Source organism: Xanthomonas sp. F14, assembly GCF_014199865.1.
Map to the genome: position 1 here is coordinate 875,424 of NZ_JACHOM010000001.1, position 22,109 is coordinate 897,532.

Below are 22,109 nucleotides of genomic sequence, written 5' to 3' on the forward strand. Positions count from 1 at the left end.
CTTACCCGGTATTCTTCGCGGCCTGCAACGGACACCGCGGCAGGACGCAAAAACTGGAGCGATGCCCGAGCGGCTGAAGGGGCTCCCCTGCTAAGGGAGTATAGGGTCAAAAGCTCTATCGAGGGTTCGAATCCCTCTCGCTCCGCCAGTGTTTCAAGCGCCCGCAAATCCCTGATTTGCGGGCGTTTTCATTTGTGCCGGCAGGTCAGTGACGGTCTGCAGTGGCATCGCTGGCGCCACGCTGGTGGCTGTGCCGGCCTCAGCATCTGAATTGCCACGAACGCGCTGCATGCAGCGATTCAAGTAAGCCGGGCACGGGTCGCTAAGGCTGTGACACCTCTCTCGGATCTCACCCCGATGCGCCTACCGCCTCTGCTTGGACGCCTGTTTTCTTCCCGGAGCCGTGGGCTGCAGCACAAGGCCGATGCGGTGGACCGGGTGATGGCGGTGATCGAGTTCGATCTTGATGGCCGCATCCTGCATGCGAACCAGAATTTCCTGTCGCTGATGGGCTACCGGCTCGACGAAGTTGTCGGTCAGCATCACCGCATGTTCGTGACCCCCAGCGACCGCGACAGCGAAAGCTATCAGCAGTTCTGGCAGGCGCTGCGTCGTGGCGACTTCAACGCCGGGCGATTCTGCCGGCTGGACAAGAACGGGCGCGAGGTATGGATCAACGCTTCCTACAATCCGTTGCTGGATCGTGCAGGCAAGGCCTATCGGGTGGTCAAGTACGCCACCGACATCACCACGCAGGTGCGCCAGACCGCCGACTTCGAGGGCCGCATCGATGCGATCGACAAGGTCATGGCGGTCATTGAGTTTTCGCTGGATGGCACGGTGCTCGATGCCAACGAGAATTTCCTTGCGGTGATGGGCTACCGGCTCGATGAGATTCGCGGCAAGCACCATGGCATGTTCGTGGACGCGCAAACGCGTCAGTCGGCGGCCTATCGCGCGTTCTGGGAGAAGCTGGGACGCGGCGCGTTCGACGCGGGGCGCTACAAGCGCCTCAACAAGGACGGCAGCGAGGTGTGGATCCAGGCGTCCTACAACCCGGTGCTCGACGAGCACGGGCGGCCGTACAAGGTGGTCAAGTACGCCACCGACGTGACCCGTCAGGTGATCGATTCGGCCGACGCCGATGGTCGCATCCAGGCCATCGACAAGGTGATGGGCGTGATCGAGTTCGATCTGGAAGGGCACGTGTTGAGTGCCAACGACAACTTCCTGGCCATTTTGGGGTACTCCGCCGAGGAGGCGATCGGCCAGCATCACCGCATCTTCGTGGACGCAAACTACGGTGCCTCCGAAGACTATCGGCATTTCTGGGCGAAGCTGGCGCGTGGGCAATTCGATGCGGGCCGCTACCGTCGGCTGCGCAAGGACGGCAGTCCGGTGTGGATCCAGGCGTCCTATAACCCGATCCTGGATGTGTCCGGTCGTCCGTACAAGGTGGTCAAGTACGCCACCGATGTCACCGATCAGGTGCGCTCGGCCGAGCGCATGCGTCAGTTGATGCAGCAGACCATGAGCATTGCGCAGAACGTGCAGCGCGAGGCGCACCATATTTCGGTCAGCAACCAGGACCTGGTGAGCCGCTCGTCAACGCAGTCGGCAGCCGTGGCGCAGACCTCGACAACCATTGATCAGCTGGCAGAGACCGTACGCAGCAATTCCGACAGTGCCGGCTCGGCGCAGCGCATGGCGGAGGCATCGGCCGATGTTGCCCGACGCGGCGCTACCGTCATCGCCGACATGGTCAAGACCACGGCCGGCATACGCTCGGCTACCGATCGTATCGGCCAGATCATCGAGGTGATCGACGGCATCGCGTTCCAGACCAATATCCTGGCCTTGAATGCGGCCGTGGAAGCGGCACACGCTGGCGAGCAGGGGCGTGGATTTGCCGTGGTGGCGACCGAGGTGCGCAGCCTGGCGCAGCGCTGCAGTGTCTCGGCGAAGGAAATTCGCGGCTTGATCGACAATGCAGCCGACCAGGTGGGCGATGGTTCGCGCCTGGCCGAGCAGGCCGGGGCGGTGATGCAGGACATGGTCAGCTCGGTGCTGCGGGTCACCGCGACCGTGGAGCAGATTGCCGCTGCCAGTCAGGAGCAGGCGCGGGACATTTCCACCGCCAACACCGCGCTGCAATCGATCGGTGTGCAGGCGCGCGACCAGGCGCAGATGGTCGACGATCTGGCGCGCTCGGCGCGTGTGCTGGAAGCCGATGCCGATGCGCTGTTTGCGCTGGTCAATGGCGACAGCGATGGCGCGGCGGAGGCGGCTGCCGTGCGCAGCGAACCCGCGAGCAAGTCGCTTGTCAGGCCTGCCAAGCCGCAGGCGGCATGATCCCGCGCAGAGTGCTGCGCGGGATTGTCGATGCGCTGCGTCGTCGCAGCTGCCCTGCAAGCAGAGGTGCCTGAGCACAAAAAAGCCCGCCGGAAGCGGGCTTTTTGATATCGGCCGATCCCCAGTGCGCAGCGTGCCGCCTGGTCTGCGGCACGCCGTTCGCTGAGCTGGTGGCGCTTACCTCGGCAGATCGAACACCAGCACTTCCGCATCGCGTGCATCGGCCAGCACGATCTCCGGCTCGTCGATGATCTGCAACGCATCACCGGCCGACAGCGCCTGGCCATTGACGCTCAGGCTGCCGCGCGCCACCTGTACGTAGCCGATGCGGCCCTCGGCCAGTGGCTGCTGCAGACGCACCTCGCCGTCGAGGATCGAGGCATACAGGCGCGCGTCCTGATGCAGGCGCAGCGAGCCGTGCTCGCCGCCGGGCGAGGCGATCAGGCGCAGTTGGTTGCGCTTGCTGTCGGCATCGAAATGCTTCTCCTCGTAGCTGGGCTCGATGCCGCTGCGCTCGGGCATCACCCAGATCTGCAGGAAGTGCACCGGTTCGCTGGCGGAGTGATTGAACTCGCTGTGGGTGACGCCGCTGCCGGCGCTCATGCGCTGCACATCGCCGTAGTGCAGGACCGAGCCGGTGCCCATGCTGTCCTTGTGCTCCAGTGCGCCACCCAGCACGTAGGAAATGATCTCCATGTCGCGGTGGGCATGGGTGCCGAAGCCTTCGCCCGGGGTCACCTTGTCTTCGTTGATCACCCGCAGCGGGCCGATGCCCATGTGGCGCGGGTCGTGGTAACTGGCGAAGGAGAAGGTATGGCGCGAGGACAGCCAGCCATGTTCGGCGCGGCCACGGGTTTCGCTCTTGCGGACATTCAACATGCTGCTTCTCCTTGAAAGGGTTGGTGTCGCCAGGGAATGACTCGGTGTCCCGGCGGCTTGGTGGCTAGTCTCTACCTCCGCGCCGGCGCCAAAAAGCGAGTAGATTTGGTCGCTACCATCGAAAAAATCGAACAATGAAGATCAGCCTGGAAGCACTGCAGATCCTGGATGCGATCGACCGCCGCGGCTCGTTCGCGGCCGCGGCCAAGGTGTTGTTCAAGGTGCCGTCGACGATTTCCTACACGGTCTCCAAGCTGGAGGACGATCTGGGCGTGCAGCTGTTCGAGCGGGTCGGGCCGAAGGCGACACCGACCCAGGCCGGGCGCGAACTGCTGCGCGAAGGGCGGCAGCTGCTGCGGGCCGCGCAGGAGCTGGAGGTGCGGGTGCGGCGGGTGGCCTCGGGCTGGGAGTCGGACTTCGCGATCGGGCTGGATGCGATCTTGCCGGTGGCCTTGCTGCAGGCGCAGATCCTGGACTTCTACACGGTGGCCGACAGCACCCGCCTGCGCGTGGTGAGCGAATCCTTGTCCGGCAGCTGGGAGGCGCTGCTGGATCGGCGCGTGGACCTGATCGTGGCGGCGGGCGAGGGGCCGAGCGGTGGCGGCTATGTCGCCGAGACGATCGGCACGCTGGGCTTCGTGTTCGCGGTGGCCTCCACGCATCCGCTGGCGGGCACCGGCCTGCTGGGCGCGGCCGAGCTGGCCGAACACCGTGCGATCGCGGTGGCGGATTCGGCGCGGCGTCTGCTGCCACGCACGGTGGGCCTACTCTCCGCGCGCGATGTGCTCACCGTGCCGGACATGCAGGCCAAGCTGCAGTTGCAGCTGGCCGGTGCCGGCTACGGTTTTCTGCCCGAGCCGTATGCGCGCGGCGCGCTACAGGACGGGCGGCTGTGTGCGCTGCAGGTGGAGCCCCGTAAACCCGATGAAACCTTCTACCTGGCGTGGCGGCCGGGCGAGGAGGGCGAGGCACTGGGTTGGTGGCGGCGCGCACTGCGCCGCGATGGACTGTTCGATGGCTGGTTGCAGTCGCTTGCCGAAACGTATCGTTCCGTCGCCGGCGGGCAGCCGCGCGTGTGAGGAAGGGCGGATAATGGGCCCTCGCCGTCGCGCAGGGTCGCCGCATGCAAGGCTTGATCGAACAGTACGGATTGGCGCTGGTCTTTGCCAACGTGCTGGCGTTGTCGCTGGGCCTGCCGGTGCCGGCGCTGCCGACCCTGGTGCTGGTTGGTGCCGGCTACGCGCTGCAGGGCGGCAGCGACGCCTGGCTGGCCGGATTGCTGGCGTTGGCAGTGTCGGTGCTGGCGAGTCTGCTCGGTGACCTGGCCTGGTATCTGGCCGGCCGCCGTTTCGGCAACCGCACCCTGCAGTCGCTGTGCCGGCTGTCGCTGTCGCGCGATACCTGCATGAAGAAGACCGAGCGGTTCTTCTCGCGCTGGGGTGTGCGGGTATTGGCGGTGGCCAAGTTCGTGCCCGGTCTGTCGATGGTCTCGGTGCCGATGGCCGGTGCGATGCGGGTGCGCCCGGCGGCATTCCTGCGCTACGACGCCCTGGGTGCGTCGCTGTGGGCGTTCGTCGGGCTGAGCCTGGGCGCGCTGTTCGCGCATCAGGTCCAGGACGTGCTCGCGTTGCTGTCCGATCTGGGCTCCGGTGCGGTGGTGGTGCTGGCCGTGTTGCTGGCCTGCTACGTCGGCTGGCGTTGGTGGCGGCGGCATGCCTTGCTGCGCTCGCTGGAGCACGCGCGTATTGCGGTGGACGAGCTAGTGCCGTTGCTGGATGGCGACGAAGCGCTACGGCCGACGGTATTGGATATCCGTGCGCCGGGCTATCGCGATCTGCAGCCGTACACGATTCCCGGCGCGGTGTTTGCCGACGAGCGTCAGCTTGCGCAGATCCTGGCCAGCGTGCCGCGCGATCGCAGTGTGGTGATTTATTGCGCGTGTCCGGACGAGGTGTCGGCGGCGTGGTTGGCCGGTCGGATGCGCGAGCGCGGATATGGCGACGTGCGGCCGTTGCTGGGTGGGCTGGATGCATGGCGCGACGCCGGGCATCCGGTGACCTCGTTGCTGCCGGTGGCGGTGGTTGCCCGTACCGATGATGTGCTGGGCGCGATGGCCTGACCGCAGTGACGCGATGTCCTGCGGCGGGTGTGCTGGTCTTTGGCAGTTGCTGCGTCGCGTTCGCTGCGTGGTAACAGCGCGGCCACGCCATGCGCTCGAACGACAGGCAAAAAAAAGACCAGCAAGCTGGTCGTTTTCTTCAAGATTGGTGCGCCCGGAGAGATTCGAACTCCCGACCGCCTGGTTCGTAGCCAGGTACTCTATCCAACTGAGCTACGGGCGCATTATCTTGTTTTGACTTGCATTTCCAACTCGCAGATCCGTCGCAGTGCGATCGGACCCTTGTAACTAAAAAGACAGCGGTTGAAGGCTGTCTCTTATTGTTCTGAAGATGGTGCGCCCGGAGAGATTCGAACTCCCGACCGCCTGGTTCGTAGCCAGGTACTCTATCCAACTGAGCTACGGGCGCGTCGTCAGGAGCGGAATTATGCGGATGCCCGGAGTCCTCGTCAATCCCTTTGTGACATTCGATTGTCGCTAGCCTCATCGCCAAGACGCCGGCGCAGTGCAGCGGCCACGGCGGCAGGCGTCTTCATCCATGCGAAGTGATCGCTGCGCACGCCCAGTTGCGCATCGTCCAAGGCGACACGTTCGGCACGTGCCTGCGGCATTTTCCGCAGCAAGGCCTGCAAGGCGCCGGGCGGGCCGAAGCGGTCGCGCGCGAAGGTCACTGCGCTGATCGGCAGATCGAGTTGGCCCAACGCCTGCTCGAGATCCCACGACGTGCCTGCCGCACGATAGCGATTGCTGCGACCGACCTGCGCCCAATCGGCGATCAGGCTGCGCGCCTCGGTGCCGCCGAAACCGAGCCTTCGCCCGTGCAGCACGCCTTGCGTGCGTGCCAGCCATGGCAGCAGCCGGAAGATCAGCGGCAGGCCGTAGCGCATCGGCACCGGGAAATTGCGCCAGTACGGCGAGCCGCTGGCGACCAGCCACAGCTGCGCAATCCGTGCCGGCTGCAGCGCGGCATGGCAGCAAGCCAGTTGGCCGCCCAGGCTATGACCGCCCAGCACGCACGGCAGTTGCGGGTCATGCAGGTCGAGCAGCGCGCGGCTGGCAGGGATATCGTCGGCAAGCAGCGTGCGATAGCCCCAGTCGTGCTCGCGCGAGGGGCGCAGGGTGCTGCTGCCGTTGCCGCGCCACTCGTGCAGATACACCGCAATGCCGGCGCTCGCCAGGGCGTGCGCGAACGGCTGGTAGTGCCGGGCGGCAACGCCCAGTGCCGGCAGCCACAGCAGGCTGGCGATCGGCCGCGCCGATGCGTGGCGCAGCACCTGCCAGGCATGTCCATCCGCTGCGGTCACGGCGAGCGTGCTGGCCTGCACGCTCATGGGCTGGGCGCGGCGCCGAAATGGTCCAGCACCAGCACCTCGCTGTGACCGGGGCTGTGGCCAAGGCGGATGGCGCGCGCGATGTAGTCGATGGCCGCTTCGCAGGCGTTGAGCAGGGACAGGCCCTGGCACAGCTGCGCGGCAATGGCCGCCGACAGGCTGCAGCCGGTGCCATGCGCATCGACCTGCAGGCGCGGATGCATGAACACGTCCTGGGTGACACCGTCATCGAAGCGGTCGATCACCCGCGCGCCCTCGTGCAGGTGACCGCCCTTGAGCAGTACCGCGTTGGCGCCGAGTTCGAGCAGGGCGGCGGTGGCATGCTCGGCGGCGTCGGCATCGTCGATGCGGCGGCCGGTCAGCAGTTCGGCTTCGGGCGTATTCGGTGTGATCAGCGTGGCCAGCGGCAGTAGACGCGCGCGCAGGGCCTCCAGCGCGGCGTCTTCGAGCAGGCGGGCGCCACTGGTGGACACCATCACCGGGTCGAGCACCACGAACGGTGGGCGATGGGTTTCGAGCAGATCGGCCACGCAATGGATGACCTCGGCGTTGGCGAGCATGCCGAGCTTGACTGCCTGAATTTCGAAGTCCGCAAAGCAGGCATCGATCTGCGCCCGCAGAAACGCGACCGGGGGGATATGCACGGCAGTGACGGCGCGGGTGTTCTGCGCGGTCAATGCGGCGATCGCCGACAAGCCGTGCACGCGGTGCGCGGCGAAGGTCTTGAGGTCGGCCTGGATGCCGGCACCACCGCCGGAATCGGAGCCGGCGATGGTCAGGGCGGACAGCGTGCTGGACGTGGTCATGGGGGGGATTCTGCACTGCTGTCTGGCGGATGTGCGGATCAGCGCGTGCGCCAGCGACGCCACTGCAGGTAGCCAACGTAGCCTGCACCGGTCACTCCGGTCAGGCTGGCTGGCAGGTAGAGCGCGTCGTAGTGCCAGCGCTGGAACAGCCAGGTGCCGAGCATGCTGCCGCCGAGAAAGCCGCCGATGATCAGCCCGCTCAGCGTGAGCCGGCGCACCTGCAGCGGGCGCCCGCGCAGCAGATGCCCCAGGCCGATGCCCAGGTCGGTGAACATGCCGCTCAGATGGGTGGTGCGGACTGCGGCGCCGCTGAGGGTGGTGGCCATGGCGTTCTGCAGGCCGCAGGCGCCTGCGGCGACCAACGCGCCGCCGACATGGTGCAGCTTGAACAGTGGGATTGCGGCCAGCAGCAGCAACGCTTCGAGCAGCAGCGCCGCGCCGTAGCGCTGTCCCAGCCGCAAGACATCGTCCTGGATGATCAGACCGCTGAGCATGGCGCCTGCGCAGAAGGCGATCAGGATGCCCCAGAGAAAGCCGATCTCCGGTGCGCTGTTCTGCACCAGGGCCACGCCGAGCAGGCTGGTGGTGCCGGTGAGGTGGCTCACCACCTGATGCTCGGAGCCCAGGTAGCCGACCACGTTGACCATGCCGGCCACGCCCGATAACGCCACCGCGCCGATCCAGACCCAGCGCGGCAGCAGCAGGCCCATCGCGGGTCAGGGCGTACCGTTGACGGCGATCTGCGAGAACGCGCCGGTTTGCGGATCGTACAGCGCCCCCCAGAAGGCGCTACCGCCATCGCACACCCGGATCGCTTCCTTGGCCGGTTTCACCGGCGGATCGTTCGGGAGTTTGAAGGCGTTGATGTAGATCAGCTGCTGGCCCTGGACCACCACGCCCACGTACTGGCGATCGAAATCGCGCGGCTCGGGGATGGTCGGCGTCAAGGCATCCTGCCTGGATTCGAGCTGTTCGATCTGCTGCTGGCTCGGTGTCCAGTAGCCGGTGACCTGGCCCGAATGCCGCGCCGGGCTGTCGCGCGAGCAGGTGTCCAGCACCTGCTCGGCGATGCCCTGGCGGGTGATGACCCAGGACTGCCCGTTCTTGAGGTTGGTCGGCACGCTCGCTGGCGGCGGCGCGGTCGCGCAGCCGGCCAGTGCCATCACGGCGAGTGCCGCCGCGCCGCGCAGCCTGTGCATCACAGCACCTCCGAGGCGAAGTCGGCCAGACGCGAACGCTCGCCGCGCCGCAGCGTGATATGCGCGCTGTGCGGCCAGGCCTTGAAGCGATCCACCGCATAGGTCAGGCCAGAGGTGGTTTCGGTGAGGTAGGGCGTGTCGATCTGTTCGACGTTGCCCAGGCACACGATCTTGGTGCCGGGGCCGGCACGGGTGATCAGTGTCTTCATCTGCTTGGGAGTGAGGTTCTGCGCCTCGTCCAGGATCAGGTAGCGCGACAGGAAGGTACGCCCGCGCATGAAGTTCATCGAGCGGATCTTGATGCGGCTGGCGAGCAGGTCGTTGGTGGCCGCACGCCCCCAGGCGCCGCCGTCCTGGTTGTGGGTGAGCACTTCCAGGTTGTCGGTCAGTGCGCCCATCCACGGCGTCATCTTTTCTTCCTCGGTGCCGGGCAGGAAGCCGATGTCTTCGCCGACGCTGACGGTGGCGCGGGTCATGATGATTTCGCGGTAACGCTGCTGATCCATCGTCTGCGCCAGGCCGGCGGCCAGGGCGAGCAGGGTCTTGCCGGTGCCGGCGGTGCCGAGCAGGGTGACGAAGTCGATTTCCGGGTCCATCAAGGCATTGAGCGCGAAGTTCTGCTCGCGGTTGCGCGCCACGATGCCCCAGACCGCATGCTGGCCGCTGCGGAAATCGTCGACCAGGCACAGCGTGGCCTTGCCGCCGCCGACCTTGGCCACGCGCAGCTCCACTTCGTCCTCGCCCGGCAGGTACAGGTACTGGTTCGGATACCAGTCTTCGTCCTCGGCCAGCACGATCTCGTAATGGGTGCGGCCACGCTCGTTCCAGCTGCGCAGGTCCTGGTTGTGCTTTTCCCAGAAATTTTCCGGCAGCTCGATGGCGCCGGTGAACAGTAGGCTGAAATCGTCCAGCGCACGATCGTTCTGGTAGTCCTCCGCATTCAGGCCGCTGATGTAGGCCTTGATGCGCAGGTTGATGTCCTTGGACACCAGAATGACCGGCACATCCGGATGCTCCTCGCACAGCGCCAGCACCGAGGCCAGGATCTTGTTGTCCGGGATCATCGCGCCGAAGGTGCGGCCCGGGTCGATCGGATGGATCTGGAAATACAGCCGGCCGATCGTCGCCTGGCCCTTGAGCTGGATACCCTGCGGATGGCTGAGCAGGATGCCGGCCTGGATCTGCTCGGCATTCGTGTTCTCCAGCAATTCGTCCAGGAAGCGGCTGACCTGGCGCGCATTGCGGCTGACTTCGGACGTGCCCTTCTTGGCGTTGTCGAGTTCCTCGATCACCTGCATCGGCAGGAACACGTCGTGTTCCTCGAATTTGAACAGCGCGGTGGGATCGTGCATCAGCACGTTGGTGTCCAGCACGTAGATGCGCTTGCCTCGGGTCATTGGGTCTTCCAAGTGATGGAGCAGGGGCGAGCCATCACGCCTGCAGGGCAGGGTGATGGAGGACACGGGAAACCAGGGGGCGTCACTGTCTGGCGTGCGCCTTCAACGCGGCCAGCACGGCGTCGGCGTGGCCGGCGACCTTGACCTTGCGCCAGGCCTGCACCACCACCCCTTCGGGCGACAGCAGGAAGGTGCTGCGCTCGATGCCGAGCACCTGCTTGCCGTACATGTTCTTTTCCTTGATCACGTCGAAGGCGCGGCACAGGGCCTCGTCGCCATCGCTGACCAGCGGGAAGGTAAATCCCTGCTTGGCGCAGAAATTGTCGTGCGACTTCACCGAGTCGCGCGAAACGCCCAGCACGACCGCGCCGGCCTGGGTGAACTGCGGCAGCAGCGCGTTGAAATCCAGGCCTTCGGTGGTGCAGCCGGGCGTGCTGTCCTTCGGGTAGAAGTACAGCACCACCCACTTGCCGGCGTAGCCACGCAGCGTGGTCTGGGTGCCGCCGGACAGCGACAGTGGCAGGTCGAAGCTTGCAGCGGGTAGTTCGAATACAGCGTCGGTCATCGTTGCTCAGCCCTAAGTGGAGGGGCGTGCGGCGCGGTCAAGCCGGGCCGACGTCCATCCCATCATAAGCAGCCACGTGGAAACGTTTGGCAAGCGCATCGAACTGCGCATTGCGCTGATTCAGCGACTCGATGGTGTGCTGCTCCAGCTTGTCCACGTGCAGGAAGTACGACTCTTCGTCGTCGCCATCGTCTTCGTCGCGTTCGCCGAGGAAGATGTCGATGACCCGATAGCCGTCCCGGGTCAGTTGCTCGGCGAGGTGTTGCAGCGGTTGCTGCGCCGGGTCGGCGAAGAAATATTCCCAGCGCAACGGCCCGTCGAGATTCCAGTCGGTCTCGGAGCGGATGTGCTCGAACATCTGTTTCAGGGCGGAAAGGGCAATGGCCATCGGAACGTCTGCCTCAGAACTTCATCGGGTCCATGATCGCGTCGAGATTGAGGTGATCACAGAATTCCAGGAAATCATCGCGCAACGCGGCGATGTGCATGTTGGCCGGCACGCCGATGGTCACCTGCGCCGAGAACATCTCCGCGCCGGTCTGCATGGCGCGGTAGCGCGTGCTCTGCAGATTCTCGATGGTGATGCCCTGGCGGTCGAAGAAATCGGCCAGCTGGAACAGGATGCCCGGCTTGTCGGCGGCGATGACTTCGACGATGTAGGGCAGCAGGTTGGACTGGGTCTGCTTGGGGCCGGTGCGGTACCACACCAGCTTCAGGCCTTCCTCGCGCTCGAGCCGGGTCAGCATCGCTTCGAGCTTGGCGACCGAATCCCAGGAGCCGGTGGCCAGGGCGGTGACCGAGACATCGCGCCCCACCGTGGCCAGGCGGGCGTCTACGAGATTGCAGCCGCTGTCGGCGATGCGGCGGGTGACGGGCAACAGGGGGGACTCCGGATGCGTCGTATAGGCGTTGATCAGGAGGTGGTTTTCGGTCGGCGAAGGCCGGGGAGTCGAGTCGGTCAAAGGGGCTTCCGGCATTGCATCAGGCTGAATGGCCGCCCGGGCAGGCGCCCTGGCGGTGACCAGCATACTTGCCCGTGGTTTCGCGCCGCAAGTAACATGCAGGCGGCCACAACCCGCGTGCGCGCGGGCCTTTCCTGTCACGTAAGAGCAGCAGAATCTTGTCCCTTTCCGGCATCATCACCGCGCTGGCGACCCCTTTCGGTCCGGACGGCGCACTCGACCTGGATGCCTGGCGGCGGTTGCTGGAACAGCAACTGCACGGCGGCGTGCAGGGAATCGTCGTCGCCGGTTCCACCGGCGAGGCCGCGGCATTGAGCGACGAGGAGTACGACACCTTGTTGCGTGCCGCCGTCGCGCAGGTGGCCGGCCGTGTGCCGGTGCTGGCCGGTACCGGCCTGTCGGGCACCGCCAAGACCATCGCGCAGACGCGCCGCGCTGCGGCGCTGGGTGCGCAGTACGCGCTGGTGGTGACGCCGCCGTACGTGCGTCCGACCCAGGCCGGGCTGCAGGCACATTTCCAGGCGGTTGCCGACAACGGCGGGCTGCCGGTGGTGCTGTACAACGTGCCCGGCCGCACCGGATGCGACCTGTTGCCGGAGACGGTTGCCGCGCTGGCCGGCCATCCGAATATCGTCGGCATCAAGGAAGCACGCAGCGAGCCGGAGCGCGTCGCCGCGCTGGTGGCGCTGCGCAGCGAGTCCTTCGTGGTGCTCAGCGGTGACGATGGCAGCGCCGCGCAGGCGATGCTGTCCGGTGCCGACGGGCTGATTTCGGTCGCGTCCAACGCGTTGCCGTCGGCGTACCGGCGGCTGTGCGATCTGGCCCGCGATGGCCAGCGCGAGGCGGCCACCACGTGGGACGCACGCCTGAGCGAGTACCACAGTTTCTGCGGGATCGAATCCAATCCCATCCCGGTCAAGGCGCTGCTGCAGCGCGCCGGGATCGGGCACGGCCTGCGCCTGCCGTTACTGCCCCTTTCTGCGGCGCACCAGCCTGCCGCCGACCGCCTTGCCGCCGACGCTGTTGCGTTGGAAGCGCTTTCCAGCCGCGAAATGCTCGCGGCCTGACCCAGGAGATTTATCGATGCGTCATTCCGTTTCCCCCGTCCGCGTGCTCTCGCTCGCGTTGCTGGCGACCGCCACCGTCGCCGCCACGAGCGGTTGCAGCTGGTTCCACAAGGGCGCACGCGGTGACTACGCGCTGGCCCCGGAAGCCCGTCCGCTGGAAGTGCCGCCGGATCTGAACCTGCCCGACACCTCCGGTGCGATGAAGGTGCCGACGCTGGCATCGAGCGCGCAGCAGAACACTTCGGCGCCACCGTCCGCCAGCGCCAACAGCGGTTTCACCGTGCCGGGCGAGCGCGACGAGGTGTTCGCCAAGGTTGGCGCGGCGCTGGCCGACATTCCCGGCCTGACCATCGCCAGCAAGGCGCAGATGCTCGGTTCCTACGACGTCAGCTACGAAGGCTCCAGCTTCCTGGTGCGCGTGGTGAAGGTCGAAGCCGGCAGCTATGTGTCGGCGGTGGATCCGCGCGGCATGCCGGCCACTGCGGCAGCGCCGGTGGCGGTCATCACAGCGTTGAAGGGCAAGCTGGGCGGCTGAGGCCGCTGCAGCAACTGCAGACAGCAGAACGGGCGCTTCGGGCGCCCGTTTTGCGTTCTGGTGCGTGGTATCGCTCTGTCGCTGCGTTGTCGCCAGCTGGATGCTGCCAGGCGCCGTTTCAGCGTTGCAGCAGTGGCAGCTTGTTCGGCTTGCCGTCCCACTCGGCGGCATCGGGCAGCGGTTCCTGGCGCACGGTCAGCACCGGCCAGGCCTTGGCCAGCTCGGCGTTGAGCGCGACGAAGCCTTCCTGGCCTGCCGGGACGTCGTCTTCCGGGTAGATCGCATTGGCCGGGCATTCCGGCTCGCACAGCGTGCAGTCGATGCACTCATCCGGGTCGATGACCAGGAAATTCGGGCCGACATGGAAGCAATCCACCGGACAGACCTCGACACAGTCGGTGTATTTGCACTTGATGCAGTTTTCGGTGACAACAAAAGGCATGGCGGAATCCGGCGTTTAGCCTGTCAATTCTAAAGCAGTCCGGTGGCCGGTGTGGGGTTGGCCGGGATTTGTCGGCCTCCAGCCCTGGCCGCTCGGCGCGGTCCTGACCGTCTCCGGTCAGGCCAAGCCGCGCTGCCTGGCTAGCGCGAACAATCCCGTCGCAGCCAGATCTTCCCGATGCAGCTGCGTCCGCACGCCCAGCTGCGCCAGCGCCAGCGCGTAGCGCTGCGCCAGGCCGGGGCTGCCGACCAGGTGCACGGTGGCGTGACTGCCGCGCTGCTCGCGCAGTTCGTGGCCGATCAGCAGGCCCGAGAGGTAGGACGGCAGTGCGGTGGCGGCGAGGCGGTCGAACAGGCCCAGCGTGCGGGCGCCGAACAGGTGATGGCTGAGGCCACCGGGCGCGGCGCTGCGGTCGACGCCTTGCGCGAAGGCATCGGTGTCCAGGTCCGCAGGGTCGTCCTGCATCAACTTGCCCAGGATGCTGTGCTGGCGCAGCACCGCATACAGCTCGCCGGTCATGACGGTGGCGAAACCGGTCAGCTGGCCGTGCGCGATCTGCGCCCATTTGCTGTGGGTGCCGGGCAGGCAGGCGACGTGTTCGCCATCGCCGAGTGCGGCGATCAGGCCGACCAGCTGGGTTTCCTCGCCACGCATGACATCGGGCACGCCGTGCTGCTCGCCGGTGCTTACGCCGGGGACGAACCACAGCGTGCGCCCGGGCAGCAGGTCGGTGTAGCTGCGCATCGCCTGCGCCAGGGCGGCGGTATCGGCCGGGCAGGGCAGATAGGCCTGCTCGACCCAGCCATTGCGGCTGCCGATCATGCCCGACAGCAGTAGCGGGCCATCCCAGCCGTCGATCAGCGTGCTCAGCACGTCGGCGAAGCGGCCCTGGCAGGCCAGGATGCCGTCGCTGCCGCGGCGTTGCTCCAGCACCGTGCCGTCGGCAGCGAGCAGGTAGCCACGCAGGCTGCTGGTGCCCCAGTCGATGGCGATCATGCGCTGGTCACCCGGCTCTCGGGCAGGCCCTTGATCGGCACGTCGCAGACGTACAGGCCGCCGGCTTCCGGCGTGCGCGCCAGTTCTTCGGCGCTATGGTCCAGGCGCGAGCTGATCACGTGCAGGCGGTCCAGCGCGGCGCCGCCGAGGGCGCTGCAGGTGGGGTGTTTGACCGGCAACTGCACGATGCGCTCGATGCTGCCGTCGGGGCGGTAACGCACCACGCGCCAGGCGCGCCATTGCGCATTCCACAGATAGCCTTCGCTGTCGATGATGGAGCCGTCCGGCTCGGCATCGTCGCGATCCAGCGTGGTGAACACGCGCACGTTGCTGGTCTGCGCAGTGTCGGCGTCGTAATCGCAGCACAGGATCTGCGGGCGCAGCGAGTCGCAGTAATACAGCGTGCGGCCGTCGGGGCTGAAGCAGATCGAGTTGGGGATCGACACGCCCGGCAGCGGCAACGCACGCAGGCCGTGGCGCAGCGAAAACTGGTACATCGCGCCGCGTGCGGCCTTGTGGTCGTGCTCGTCCATGGTGCCGAACACGAGGTTGCCGTTGCGGTCGGCGCGGCCGTCGTTGCTGCGCGTGTGGGGGTTGTCGGCTTCGATATCGGCCAGGTGCTCGAGCGGCAGCGTGTCGGCGTCGGCGTTGTCGGGGTCGGCGATGCAGACCGACTTGGCCAGCGCGATCATCACGCGGCCGTCGTCCATCAGGCCGAGGCAACCGGGGCGGTCCGGCAGCGTCCAGTACTGCGTGTGTGCGCTGTGCGGATGATGCCGCCACAGCCGCTTCTCGCTGATGTCCACCCAGTACAGCGCTTCACGTTGCTCGCACCACAGCACGCCTTCGCCATGCGTGCAGCGGCTGTCGACCGCCAGCACGGCGGTGTGTTCGGGCGTGCTCACCATTCGGCGATGCTGCCATCGCTGTGACGCCAGACCGGGTTGCGCCAGTCCGGCGGATTTTCGTTTGCGCGCTTGAGCATGTCTTCGTCGATCTCCACACCGAGCCCGGGTTTGGGCAGCGCGGCGATACTGCCATCGACACACTGAAAATCGTCTTTATTGATGACGTAATCGAGCAGGTCGGCGCCTTCGTTGTAGTGGATGCCGATGCTCTGTTCCTGCAGCACCGCGTTGTGCGAAACGAAGTCCACGTGCAGGCAGGCGGCCAGCGCGATCGGCCCGAGCGGGCAGTGCGGGGCGAAGCCGACATCGTAGGCTTCGGCCATCGCGGCGATCTTGACGCACTCGGTGATGCCGCCGGCATGCGACAGGTCCGGCTGCACCATGCCGATACCGCCGGCGCACAGCACGTTCTTGAATTCGAAGCGCGAGAACATGCGCTCGCCGGCCGCCAGCGGAATCGAGGTGCTCGCGGCCAGGCGCGGGTAGTACTCGGCCTGCTCGGCCAGCACCGGTTCCTCGACGAACAGCGGCTTGAATGGCTCCAGCTCGCGCAGCAGCGCCTTGGCCATCGGCGCGCCGACGCGGCCGTGGAAGTCGATGCCGAAGTCGATGCTGTTGCCGAAGGCTTCGCGGATTTCGGCGACCTTGACCACGGCGGCATCGACGGCGCGCGCGCTGTCGATCAGCTTCATTTCCTCGGTGCCGTTGAACTTGAAGGTGTCAAAGCCCAGCGCACGGTAGTCGGTGATCTGCTGGATGATCGCGCCCGGGCGGTCGCCGCCGACCCAGCGGTAGGTCTTCATGCGATCGCGCACCAGCCCGCCCAGCAGCTCGTACACCGGCACGCCCAGGGCCTTGCCCTTGATGTCCCACAAGGCCTGGTCGATACCGGCGATGGCGCTCATCAGGATGGCGCCGCCACGGTAGAAACCGGCGCGGTACATGGTCTGCCACAGGTCGTTGATGCGCGCCGGATCCTTGCCGACGACGTAGCCGGCCAGTTCGTGCACGGCGGCTTCCACCGAGCGCGCGCGGCCTTCGATGACCGGCTCTCCCCAGCCGGTGATGCCCTCGTCGGTTTCGACCTTGAGGAACAGCCAGCGCGGTGCGGCATGGTAGGTGGTGAGGCGGGTGATCTTCATCCTTGCAGTTCCTGGTAGGCCTGCACGAAGGCGCGTGCATGCGTCTGGGTCGTTTCGAGCGATTGCGCGGGTTTGTACAGTTCGCCACCGATGCCGGCGCCGGCGGCGCCCTGGGCAACGAAGCCGGCCAGGGTCTGCGGGCTGACGCCGCCGACCACGTAGACCGGAATGTGCTTGGGCAGCACCGAGCGCAGCGCGCGCACATGCGCGGCGCCATAGGTGGCTGCCGGGAACAGCTTCAGGATCGTGGCGCCGGCATCGATGGCGTCGAACGCCTCGCTGGCGGTGGCGAAACCGGCGACCACGGTGAGCCCGCGCGACACCGCATGGCGGATCAGCGAGGGGCGCGTATTCGGGGTGACGATGAAGCGCGCACCGATCTCGGCCAGGGTGTCGACATCGTCGTTGCGCAGCACGGTGCCGGCGCCGATCCAGGCGCGCTCGCCGTAGGTCTGCTGGGCCAGGGCGATGCTCTCGGCCCAGCGCGGCGAATTGAGCGGGATCTCGATCGCGTCGAAGCCGGCGTCGATCAGTGCACCGACATGGTCGAGCGTTTCTTCCGGCGTGATGCCACGCAGGATGGCGATCAGCGGCAGGGCGAACAGGCTGGCGGTGGTGTCTGAGGTCATCGTGTTACTCGCGATAGAGCGGAAAGCGGCCGTCGGCGTCCGGATGGGCGCCAGCGTCGGGGGAAGTTGCAGCGCTGCATAGCAGCGCGCGGAGGGCGGCAGGCAGCCGCGACGAGGTGGCTGCGGCACTTGCGTGCGCACTCCAACGGCCTGCAATTGGCCGGCAAGTTGCCGTCATCGTCGTCCACCTCCGCAATCATGGCGTGCGTGTTGCCATCCTGTGGAAGATGGGTCACGTCTGTTCTGGCCGCGCCCGGGAGGTAGGGGCTCCTGCTGCGGCGTTCGATAGCCTCGCGCGGGGAGATATGTGCTGCAAATGAAATTTTCGGCATATTCTATTCCTCCTACGAATACAGCTGCGTGGCGATACCCCATGGCAAATTCCGGCACTCCCTGGTTCAACGCTGCCCGCCTCAAGACGCGCCAGCTCCTGCTGCTGCTGCATCTGCACGAACAACGCTCGGTGCTGCGCGCGGCCGAGGCTGCCAGCATGACCCAACCGGCCGCTTCCAAGCTGCTGGCGGAAATGGAAGACATGCTGGGGGTGAAACTGTTCGAGCGGCATGCCCGCGGGGTGGAGCCCACCTGGTACGGCCATGTGCTGATCCGGCGTGCGCGTGCGGCGATGTCGGAGATCGGCCGGGCGCAGGAGGAAATCGCCGCGCTGCGCGCCGGGAGGATGGGCCAGGCCTCGATCGGCACCGTGGTCAATCCGGGCACCAACCTGGTGCCGCAGGCGATCGCCGAGGTCAAGCGCGAGTTCCCCGACATCCTAGTGCGGGTGGAAATGGATTACAGCCGCCCGCTGGTGGCCAAGTTGCTGGACGGCCAGTTGGACATCGTGATCGGCCGCATCCTGGGGCCCGAAGGCGTGGGCGAGCTGGAGTTCGAGCCGCTGGCCGACGAGCCGCATTCGGTGATCGCGCGTGCCGGCCACCCGCTGGCCAGTCGGACCGGCCTGCAGCATGCGGATCTGGTGCGGCATGGCTGGATCCTGCCGCCGGCCGACAGCGTGCTGCGCGCGCGGCTGGATTCGATGTTCATGGAGCACGGCGTGCAGACACCGACCAACGCGATCGAGACCTCGTCGCTGCCGGTGACCTCCACGCTGTTGCGTGGCACCGACATGCTGACCGCCTTGCCGGTGGAGTCGGTGGCGCCGCTGATCCAGGCCAAGCTGCTGACCGTGCTGCCGATCGAGCTGGGCGTCCGCATGGAGTCGTTCGGCATCATCCGGCGGCGCGATTACATCCTGCCGCCCGGCGCCGAGCGCATTCTGCAGGCGCTGCGCACCACCGCGCGGCGTTTGTACCCCGGTCTGCGCGGGCCGGAATCCACTGGTTAAGCGGGCTCTTCCATTTGTATTCCGGCACGGCATACCAGGCTGTGAATTTTTCATTGGCTGGCGCTAGACCACGCGCCTATATCTGTGAGCCAGATCGCACGCTGAAGCGCACGTGAAGTCGGGCAGGTGATCGGCGGGCAAACCGTCAGATAGAGGGAGGGGCAGGCGTCCGTGCCGGCTCCGCCGTGATCACGCGGGCCGCGTCGCGGCGCCGCGACAACCAGTCTTCAGTCGTCTTGCGTCCTGGGAGGGATTCAGATGTACAAGTTTTCAAGCCATGCCTCGGCAGGGACGGGCGTGCACGCACGTCGTACCCCGCGTTTGCGTCATTCGGCCATGGCCGTCAGCATCGGGTTACTGCTCGCCGCCCCCGTCTATGCGCAACAGGCGCAGTCGTCGCAGGCCGCCTCCAGCGCCAATGGCGGCACCAGCGCGGTGGATCTGGACACGGTGGAAGTGCGCGGCGTGCGCGCCAGCCTGATCAAGTCGCAGGTGATCAAGCGCGATGCCAGCCAGATCGTGGATTCGGTCAGTGCCGAAGACATCGGCGCCTTGCCCGACCGCAGCGTCACCGAAACCCTGCAGCGCGTCAGCGGCGTGACCATCGATCACTTCGCCGCACGCAGCGATCCGGACCATTTCTCCGCCGAAGGCAGCGGCGTGATGATCCGCGGCCTGACCCAGGTGCGCGGCGAACTCAATGGGCGCGACATCTTCAGCGCCGCCAGCGGCCGCGGGCTGAGCTTCGAAGACGTGCCGGCCGAGTTGATGGCCGGTGTGGACGTCTACAAGAACCCCTCGGCGGAAATCATCGAGGGCGGGCTGGGCGGCACGGTCAATCTGCGTACGCGCATGCCGTTCGACAATCCGGGCCGGATCGTCGGCGGCAATGTCGATTACAACTACGGCGACATGAGCAAGAAGTACAAGCCGTCGGCCTCGTTCCTGTTCAGCGACCGCTGGAACACCGGCATCGGCGAAATGGGCTTCATGATCGATGTCGCGCATTCGGAGCTGGCCACGCGCTCGGACGGCATCCAGGTGGAGCCGTACGTGCGGCGGACCGATGAGGCCGTGCTGGCCGGAAGCGGGCGCAGCGAAGTGTTCGTGCCGGGCGGGGTGAACTGGCGTCAGCTGGATTTCGAGCGCAAGCGCGACGGGATCGCGGCGGCGTTCCAGTGGAAGCCCAGCGATGCCACCGAGATCTATGCGCAGTTCCTGCGCTCGCGCTACGAGATGAACTGGCAGGAGCGCGCCGCGTTCTTCAACGACAGTAACAACAGCATCACGCCGGCACCGGGCACCACCTTCGACTACGACGATCGCGGCGCCTTCCTGCGCGGCTCGCCGGTATCCAGCTCGTGGCGCGGGGTGCTCACCGGCGATGGTGTGCGCTTCAATACCGACAACCGCTATTCCGAACAGCGCACCACCACCACCGACATGTCGGTGGGCTTCAGCCATTTCTTCAACGACAACCTGCAGATCAAGGGCGATATGCAGCTGGTGGAGTCGGAGAACGAACAGCTGGATTTCACCGTGTTCAGTGCGACCTATCTGCCGGGCCTGTCGTACGACGTGTCGGGCAAATATCCCAGCGTGCAGATCGCCAATCCGGGCTTTACCCAGGACCCGTCCAACTACTTCTGGGCGGCGGCGATGGATCACCTGGGCAAGAACCGCGGGCGGCAGCTGTCCACGCGTGTGGATCTGGAATACACCTTCGATGACAGCAGCTGGTTGCGCTTTGCGCGCTTCGGCATGCGCGCCACCGACCGCAACCAGATCAACAAGAATTCCGGCTACAACTGGGGCGTGATCTCCGACAACTGGGCCGCCATTCCGGGCACCAGCAACGGCCTGGCGAATATGTCCGAGTTCATGACCGACCAGTCGTCGTTGTTCACCTTCTCCGACTTCTTTCGCGGCGGGGTGAACGTGCCGACCACGCTGGTGGTGCCCAACAGCAGCCTGGTCAACAACTACCGCTCCGCCTCGCAGATGATCCAGCAGATCGTGGCGCTGCGCGGCTACGGCTGGGCGCCGGACACCTATCAGCCGCAGGACACCAACCGCCAGCACGAACGCACCCAGGCCGCCTACGCGGCGCTGTACTTCGGCAACGACGAGGCCTGGGGCGTGCCGGTGGACGGCAACATCGGCATCCGCGTGGTGCAGACCAAGACCCAGGCCGAAGGCTTTGGCCAGTTCCAGAACCTGGCCGGGCTCAATGTCTCGCCGGAACTGCAGGCGCGCTATACCGGGCAGTACTTCGAGAACAACTCCCAGGGCAGCTATACCAACGTGCTGCCCAGCCTGAACCTGCGGCTGCGCTTCACCGACAGCCTGCAGTGGCGCTTTGCCGCCTCCAAGGCGATGGCGCGCCCGGACTACACCCAACTGCAGCCGTATGTGTTGCTCAACGTGGAAACCAACGACGCCGGCCAGGCGACCGATTTTGTCGGCACCGCCGGCAACCCGAACCTCAAGCCGATGGTGGCCAACCAGTTCGACACTGCGCTGGAGTGGTATTTCGACACCAGCGACATGCTGTACGCCACGCTGTTCTACAAGAAGGTCAAGGATTACTTCTCCACCCAGACCCGCAGCGAGATCTACGACAACCGCCCCTGGCTGGTGACGCGCCCGTACAACATGGACGAGGGCACCATCCGCGGTGCGGAGCTGGGCTATACCCAGTTCTTCGATCAGCTGCCGGGCTGGCTGAGCGGGTTCGGCGTCAATGCCAACTTCACCTTCGTCGACAGCCAGGGCGGCGCCAACACCGCCACCGACCCGTACACCAATACCACCGTCACCGGTGTCGAGCTGCCACTGGAAGGCCTGTCGCGGCGCAGCTACAACCTGGCCGGTATCTACGAGAAGGGCCCGTTGTCGTTGCGTCTGGCCTACAACTGGCGCTCGCGCTACCTGCTGACCACCAGCGATGCGTCCACCCGTCTGCCGACCTGGGCCGACGACTATGGCCAGCTCGACGGCTCGTTCTTCTACCGCTTCAACGAGCACCTGCAACTGGGCGTGCAGGCCAACAACCTGACCAACACGGTGACCAAGGTGCTGATGGGGCCGACCTCGTACGAAGGCGGCGAGGTGGATCCGCGTCTGTATACGCGCTCTTCGTTCGTCAACGACCGGCGCTATTCGCTGGTGCTGCGCATGAACTGGTAAGCGAAGGCCATCACGGAACTGCCGTGTGCGGGCTCGCAGACTTGAGCCCGCTTTGGCCGCTCCGGCCGTCCGGATCCGCAATGCCAGACCCAGCGGGTTTGTCGGCGTTGCTATAGTTTTTACGAATAGCTTTCCAGGAATATTTCATTGGTGTGGCACGACAGCGCCGCCCTATGCTCCGGCCGCAGCCGCTAGGTAAGCCTTGTCAGGATTACCACGCATCGCACCGCCCGGCCTTCCGGTCGT

The 22,109-nt window shown here is 66.1% G+C and carries 21 protein-coding genes and 3 tRNA genes; 8 read left to right on the plus strand and 16 right to left on the minus strand.

The window, feature by feature from the left end; translation table 11 throughout:
- The first annotated feature begins 55 nt into the window (after nucleotides 1–55).
- Nucleotides 56–148 (plus strand) — tRNA-Ser (locus GGR73_RS03915).
- 236 nt (nucleotides 149–384) lie between these two features.
- Complete coding sequence (locus GGR73_RS03920; protein ID WP_180969674.1) at nucleotides 385–2,352, plus strand: methyl-accepting chemotaxis protein; 1,968 nt, start codon at nucleotides 385–387, stop codon at nucleotides 2,350–2,352.
- Nucleotides 2,353–2,529: 177 nt separating this feature from the next.
- Here GGR73_RS03920 and GGR73_RS03925 read toward each other — a convergent pair whose 3' ends face one another.
- Nucleotides 2,530–3,231 carry a pirin family protein gene (locus tag GGR73_RS03925; RefSeq protein ID WP_184455725.1) on the minus strand — a complete coding sequence of 234 codons (702 nt, stop codon included), beginning with the start codon at nucleotides 3,229–3,231 and terminating at the stop codon, nucleotides 2,530–2,532.
- Between the two features lie 134 nt (nucleotides 3,232–3,365).
- On the opposite strand from GGR73_RS03925, the gene GGR73_RS03930 reads away from it, so the two are divergent.
- Together GGR73_RS03930 and GGR73_RS03935 are read left to right on the plus strand one after the other, a co-directional pair.
- Nucleotides 3,366–4,310, plus strand: a complete 945-nt coding sequence (locus GGR73_RS03930; RefSeq protein ID WP_184434296.1) for a LysR family transcriptional regulator — start codon at nucleotides 3,366–3,368, stop codon at nucleotides 4,308–4,310.
- Nucleotides 4,311–4,354: 44 nt separating this feature from the next.
- Nucleotides 4,355–5,350 (plus strand): DedA family protein/thiosulfate sulfurtransferase GlpE, encoded by a 996-nt coding sequence (locus GGR73_RS03935; RefSeq protein WP_184455727.1) that lies wholly within the window; start codon nucleotides 4,355–4,357, stop codon nucleotides 5,348–5,350.
- Between the two features lie 146 nt (nucleotides 5,351–5,496).
- Here GGR73_RS03935 and GGR73_RS03940 read toward each other — a convergent pair.
- The 10 genes from GGR73_RS03940 to GGR73_RS03985 all read right to left on the minus strand — a co-directional run bounded on the left by GGR73_RS03940 (nucleotide 5,497) and on the right by GGR73_RS03985 (nucleotide 11,676).
- Nucleotides 5,497–5,573 (minus strand) — tRNA-Arg (locus GGR73_RS03940).
- Nucleotides 5,574–5,682: 109 nt separating this feature from the next.
- Nucleotides 5,683–5,759, minus strand: a tRNA-Arg gene (locus tag GGR73_RS03945).
- Nucleotides 5,760–5,799: 40 nt separating this feature from the next.
- Nucleotides 5,800–6,681 carry an alpha/beta fold hydrolase gene (locus GGR73_RS03950; protein ID WP_184455729.1) on the minus strand — a complete coding sequence of 294 codons (882 nt, stop codon included), beginning with the start codon at nucleotides 6,679–6,681 and terminating at the stop codon, nucleotides 5,800–5,802.
- Nucleotides 6,678–7,487: a bifunctional hydroxymethylpyrimidine kinase/phosphomethylpyrimidine kinase gene (thiD, locus tag GGR73_RS03955; RefSeq protein ID WP_065032314.1), complete on the minus strand. Its 810-nt coding sequence runs from the start codon at nucleotides 7,485–7,487 to the stop codon at nucleotides 6,678–6,680. Before thiD ends, GGR73_RS03950 begins: the two co-directional genes overlap by 4 nt.
- A gap of 38 nt (nucleotides 7,488–7,525) precedes the next feature.
- A complete protein-coding gene (locus tag GGR73_RS03960; RefSeq protein ID WP_184380180.1) occupies nucleotides 7,526–8,197 on the minus strand; it encodes a YoaK family protein in 672 nt (223 codons plus the stop codon).
- Between the two features lie 6 nt (nucleotides 8,198–8,203).
- Nucleotides 8,204–8,686, minus strand: a complete 483-nt coding sequence (locus tag GGR73_RS03965; protein ID WP_184455731.1) for a hypothetical protein — start codon at nucleotides 8,684–8,686, stop codon at nucleotides 8,204–8,206.
- Nucleotides 8,686–10,083: a PhoH family protein gene (locus GGR73_RS03970; RefSeq protein ID WP_184455733.1), complete on the minus strand. Its 1,398-nt coding sequence runs from the start codon at nucleotides 10,081–10,083 to the stop codon at nucleotides 8,686–8,688. The genes GGR73_RS03965 and GGR73_RS03970 overlap by 1 nt, the downstream gene beginning before the upstream one ends.
- 82 nt (nucleotides 10,084–10,165) lie before the next feature.
- A complete protein-coding gene (locus GGR73_RS03975; protein ID WP_039520813.1) occupies nucleotides 10,166–10,648 on the minus strand; it encodes a peroxiredoxin in 483 nt (160 codons plus the stop codon).
- A gap of 37 nt (nucleotides 10,649–10,685) precedes the next feature.
- On the minus strand, nucleotides 10,686–11,036 hold the full coding sequence (locus tag GGR73_RS03980; RefSeq protein ID WP_039515997.1) for a ribonuclease E inhibitor RraB: 351 nt from the start codon (nucleotides 11,034–11,036) through the stop codon (nucleotides 10,686–10,688).
- 13 nt (nucleotides 11,037–11,049) lie between these two features.
- A complete protein-coding gene (locus GGR73_RS03985; protein WP_002813792.1) occupies nucleotides 11,050–11,676 on the minus strand; it encodes a glycine cleavage system protein R in 627 nt (208 codons plus the stop codon).
- A gap of 92 nt (nucleotides 11,677–11,768) precedes the next feature.
- Between GGR73_RS03985 and dapA the strand changes: the two genes are divergently transcribed.
- Nucleotides 11,769–12,677 (plus strand): 4-hydroxy-tetrahydrodipicolinate synthase, encoded by a 909-nt coding sequence (gene dapA / locus GGR73_RS03990; protein WP_184455734.1) that lies wholly within the window; start codon nucleotides 11,769–11,771, stop codon nucleotides 12,675–12,677.
- Between the two features lie 16 nt (nucleotides 12,678–12,693).
- Complete coding sequence (locus tag GGR73_RS03995; protein WP_024939787.1) at nucleotides 12,694–13,212, plus strand: hypothetical protein; 519 nt, start codon at nucleotides 12,694–12,696, stop codon at nucleotides 13,210–13,212.
- Nucleotides 13,213–13,330: 118 nt separating this feature from the next.
- On the opposite strand, the gene fdxA is transcribed toward GGR73_RS03995, so the two are convergent.
- The 5 genes from fdxA to GGR73_RS04020 all read right to left on the minus strand — a co-directional run bounded on the left by fdxA (nucleotide 13,331) and on the right by GGR73_RS04020 (nucleotide 17,329).
- Nucleotides 13,331–13,654 (minus strand): ferredoxin FdxA, encoded by a 324-nt coding sequence (fdxA, locus tag GGR73_RS04000; protein WP_006453280.1) that lies wholly within the window; start codon nucleotides 13,652–13,654, stop codon nucleotides 13,331–13,333.
- A gap of 117 nt (nucleotides 13,655–13,771) precedes the next feature.
- Nucleotides 13,772–14,650 (minus strand): 2-dehydro-3-deoxygalactonokinase, encoded by an 879-nt coding sequence (locus GGR73_RS04005; RefSeq protein WP_102252486.1) that lies wholly within the window; start codon nucleotides 14,648–14,650, stop codon nucleotides 13,772–13,774.
- Nucleotides 14,647–15,558: an SMP-30/gluconolactonase/LRE family protein gene (locus GGR73_RS04010; RefSeq protein WP_184455736.1), complete on the minus strand. Its 912-nt coding sequence runs from the start codon at nucleotides 15,556–15,558 to the stop codon at nucleotides 14,647–14,649. Before GGR73_RS04010 ends, GGR73_RS04005 begins: the two co-directional genes overlap by 4 nt.
- A complete protein-coding gene (gene dgoD, locus GGR73_RS04015) occupies nucleotides 15,552–16,700 on the minus strand; it encodes a galactonate dehydratase (RefSeq protein ID WP_024939784.1) in 1,149 nt (382 codons plus the stop codon). The genes GGR73_RS04010 and dgoD overlap by 7 nt, the downstream gene beginning before the upstream one ends.
- A complete protein-coding gene (locus tag GGR73_RS04020) occupies nucleotides 16,697–17,329 on the minus strand; it encodes a 2-dehydro-3-deoxy-6-phosphogalactonate aldolase (RefSeq protein ID WP_024939783.1) in 633 nt (210 codons plus the stop codon). The genes dgoD and GGR73_RS04020 overlap by 4 nt, the downstream gene beginning before the upstream one ends.
- A gap of 373 nt (nucleotides 17,330–17,702) precedes the next feature.
- Here GGR73_RS04020 and GGR73_RS04025 point away from each other — a divergent pair, with 373 nt between their 5' ends.
- Together GGR73_RS04025 and GGR73_RS04030 are read left to right on the plus strand one after the other, a co-directional pair.
- The gene (locus GGR73_RS04025; RefSeq protein WP_024939782.1) at nucleotides 17,703–18,674 is read left to right on the plus strand and encodes a LysR family transcriptional regulator; all 972 of its coding nucleotides are present in this window, start codon (nucleotides 17,703–17,705) and stop codon (nucleotides 18,672–18,674) included.
- Nucleotides 18,675–18,932: 258 nt separating this feature from the next.
- Complete coding sequence (locus GGR73_RS04030) at nucleotides 18,933–21,863, plus strand: TonB-dependent receptor (RefSeq protein WP_046342375.1); 2,931 nt, start codon at nucleotides 18,933–18,935, stop codon at nucleotides 21,861–21,863.
- The last annotated feature ends 246 nt before the right edge of the window (nucleotides 21,864–22,109 follow it).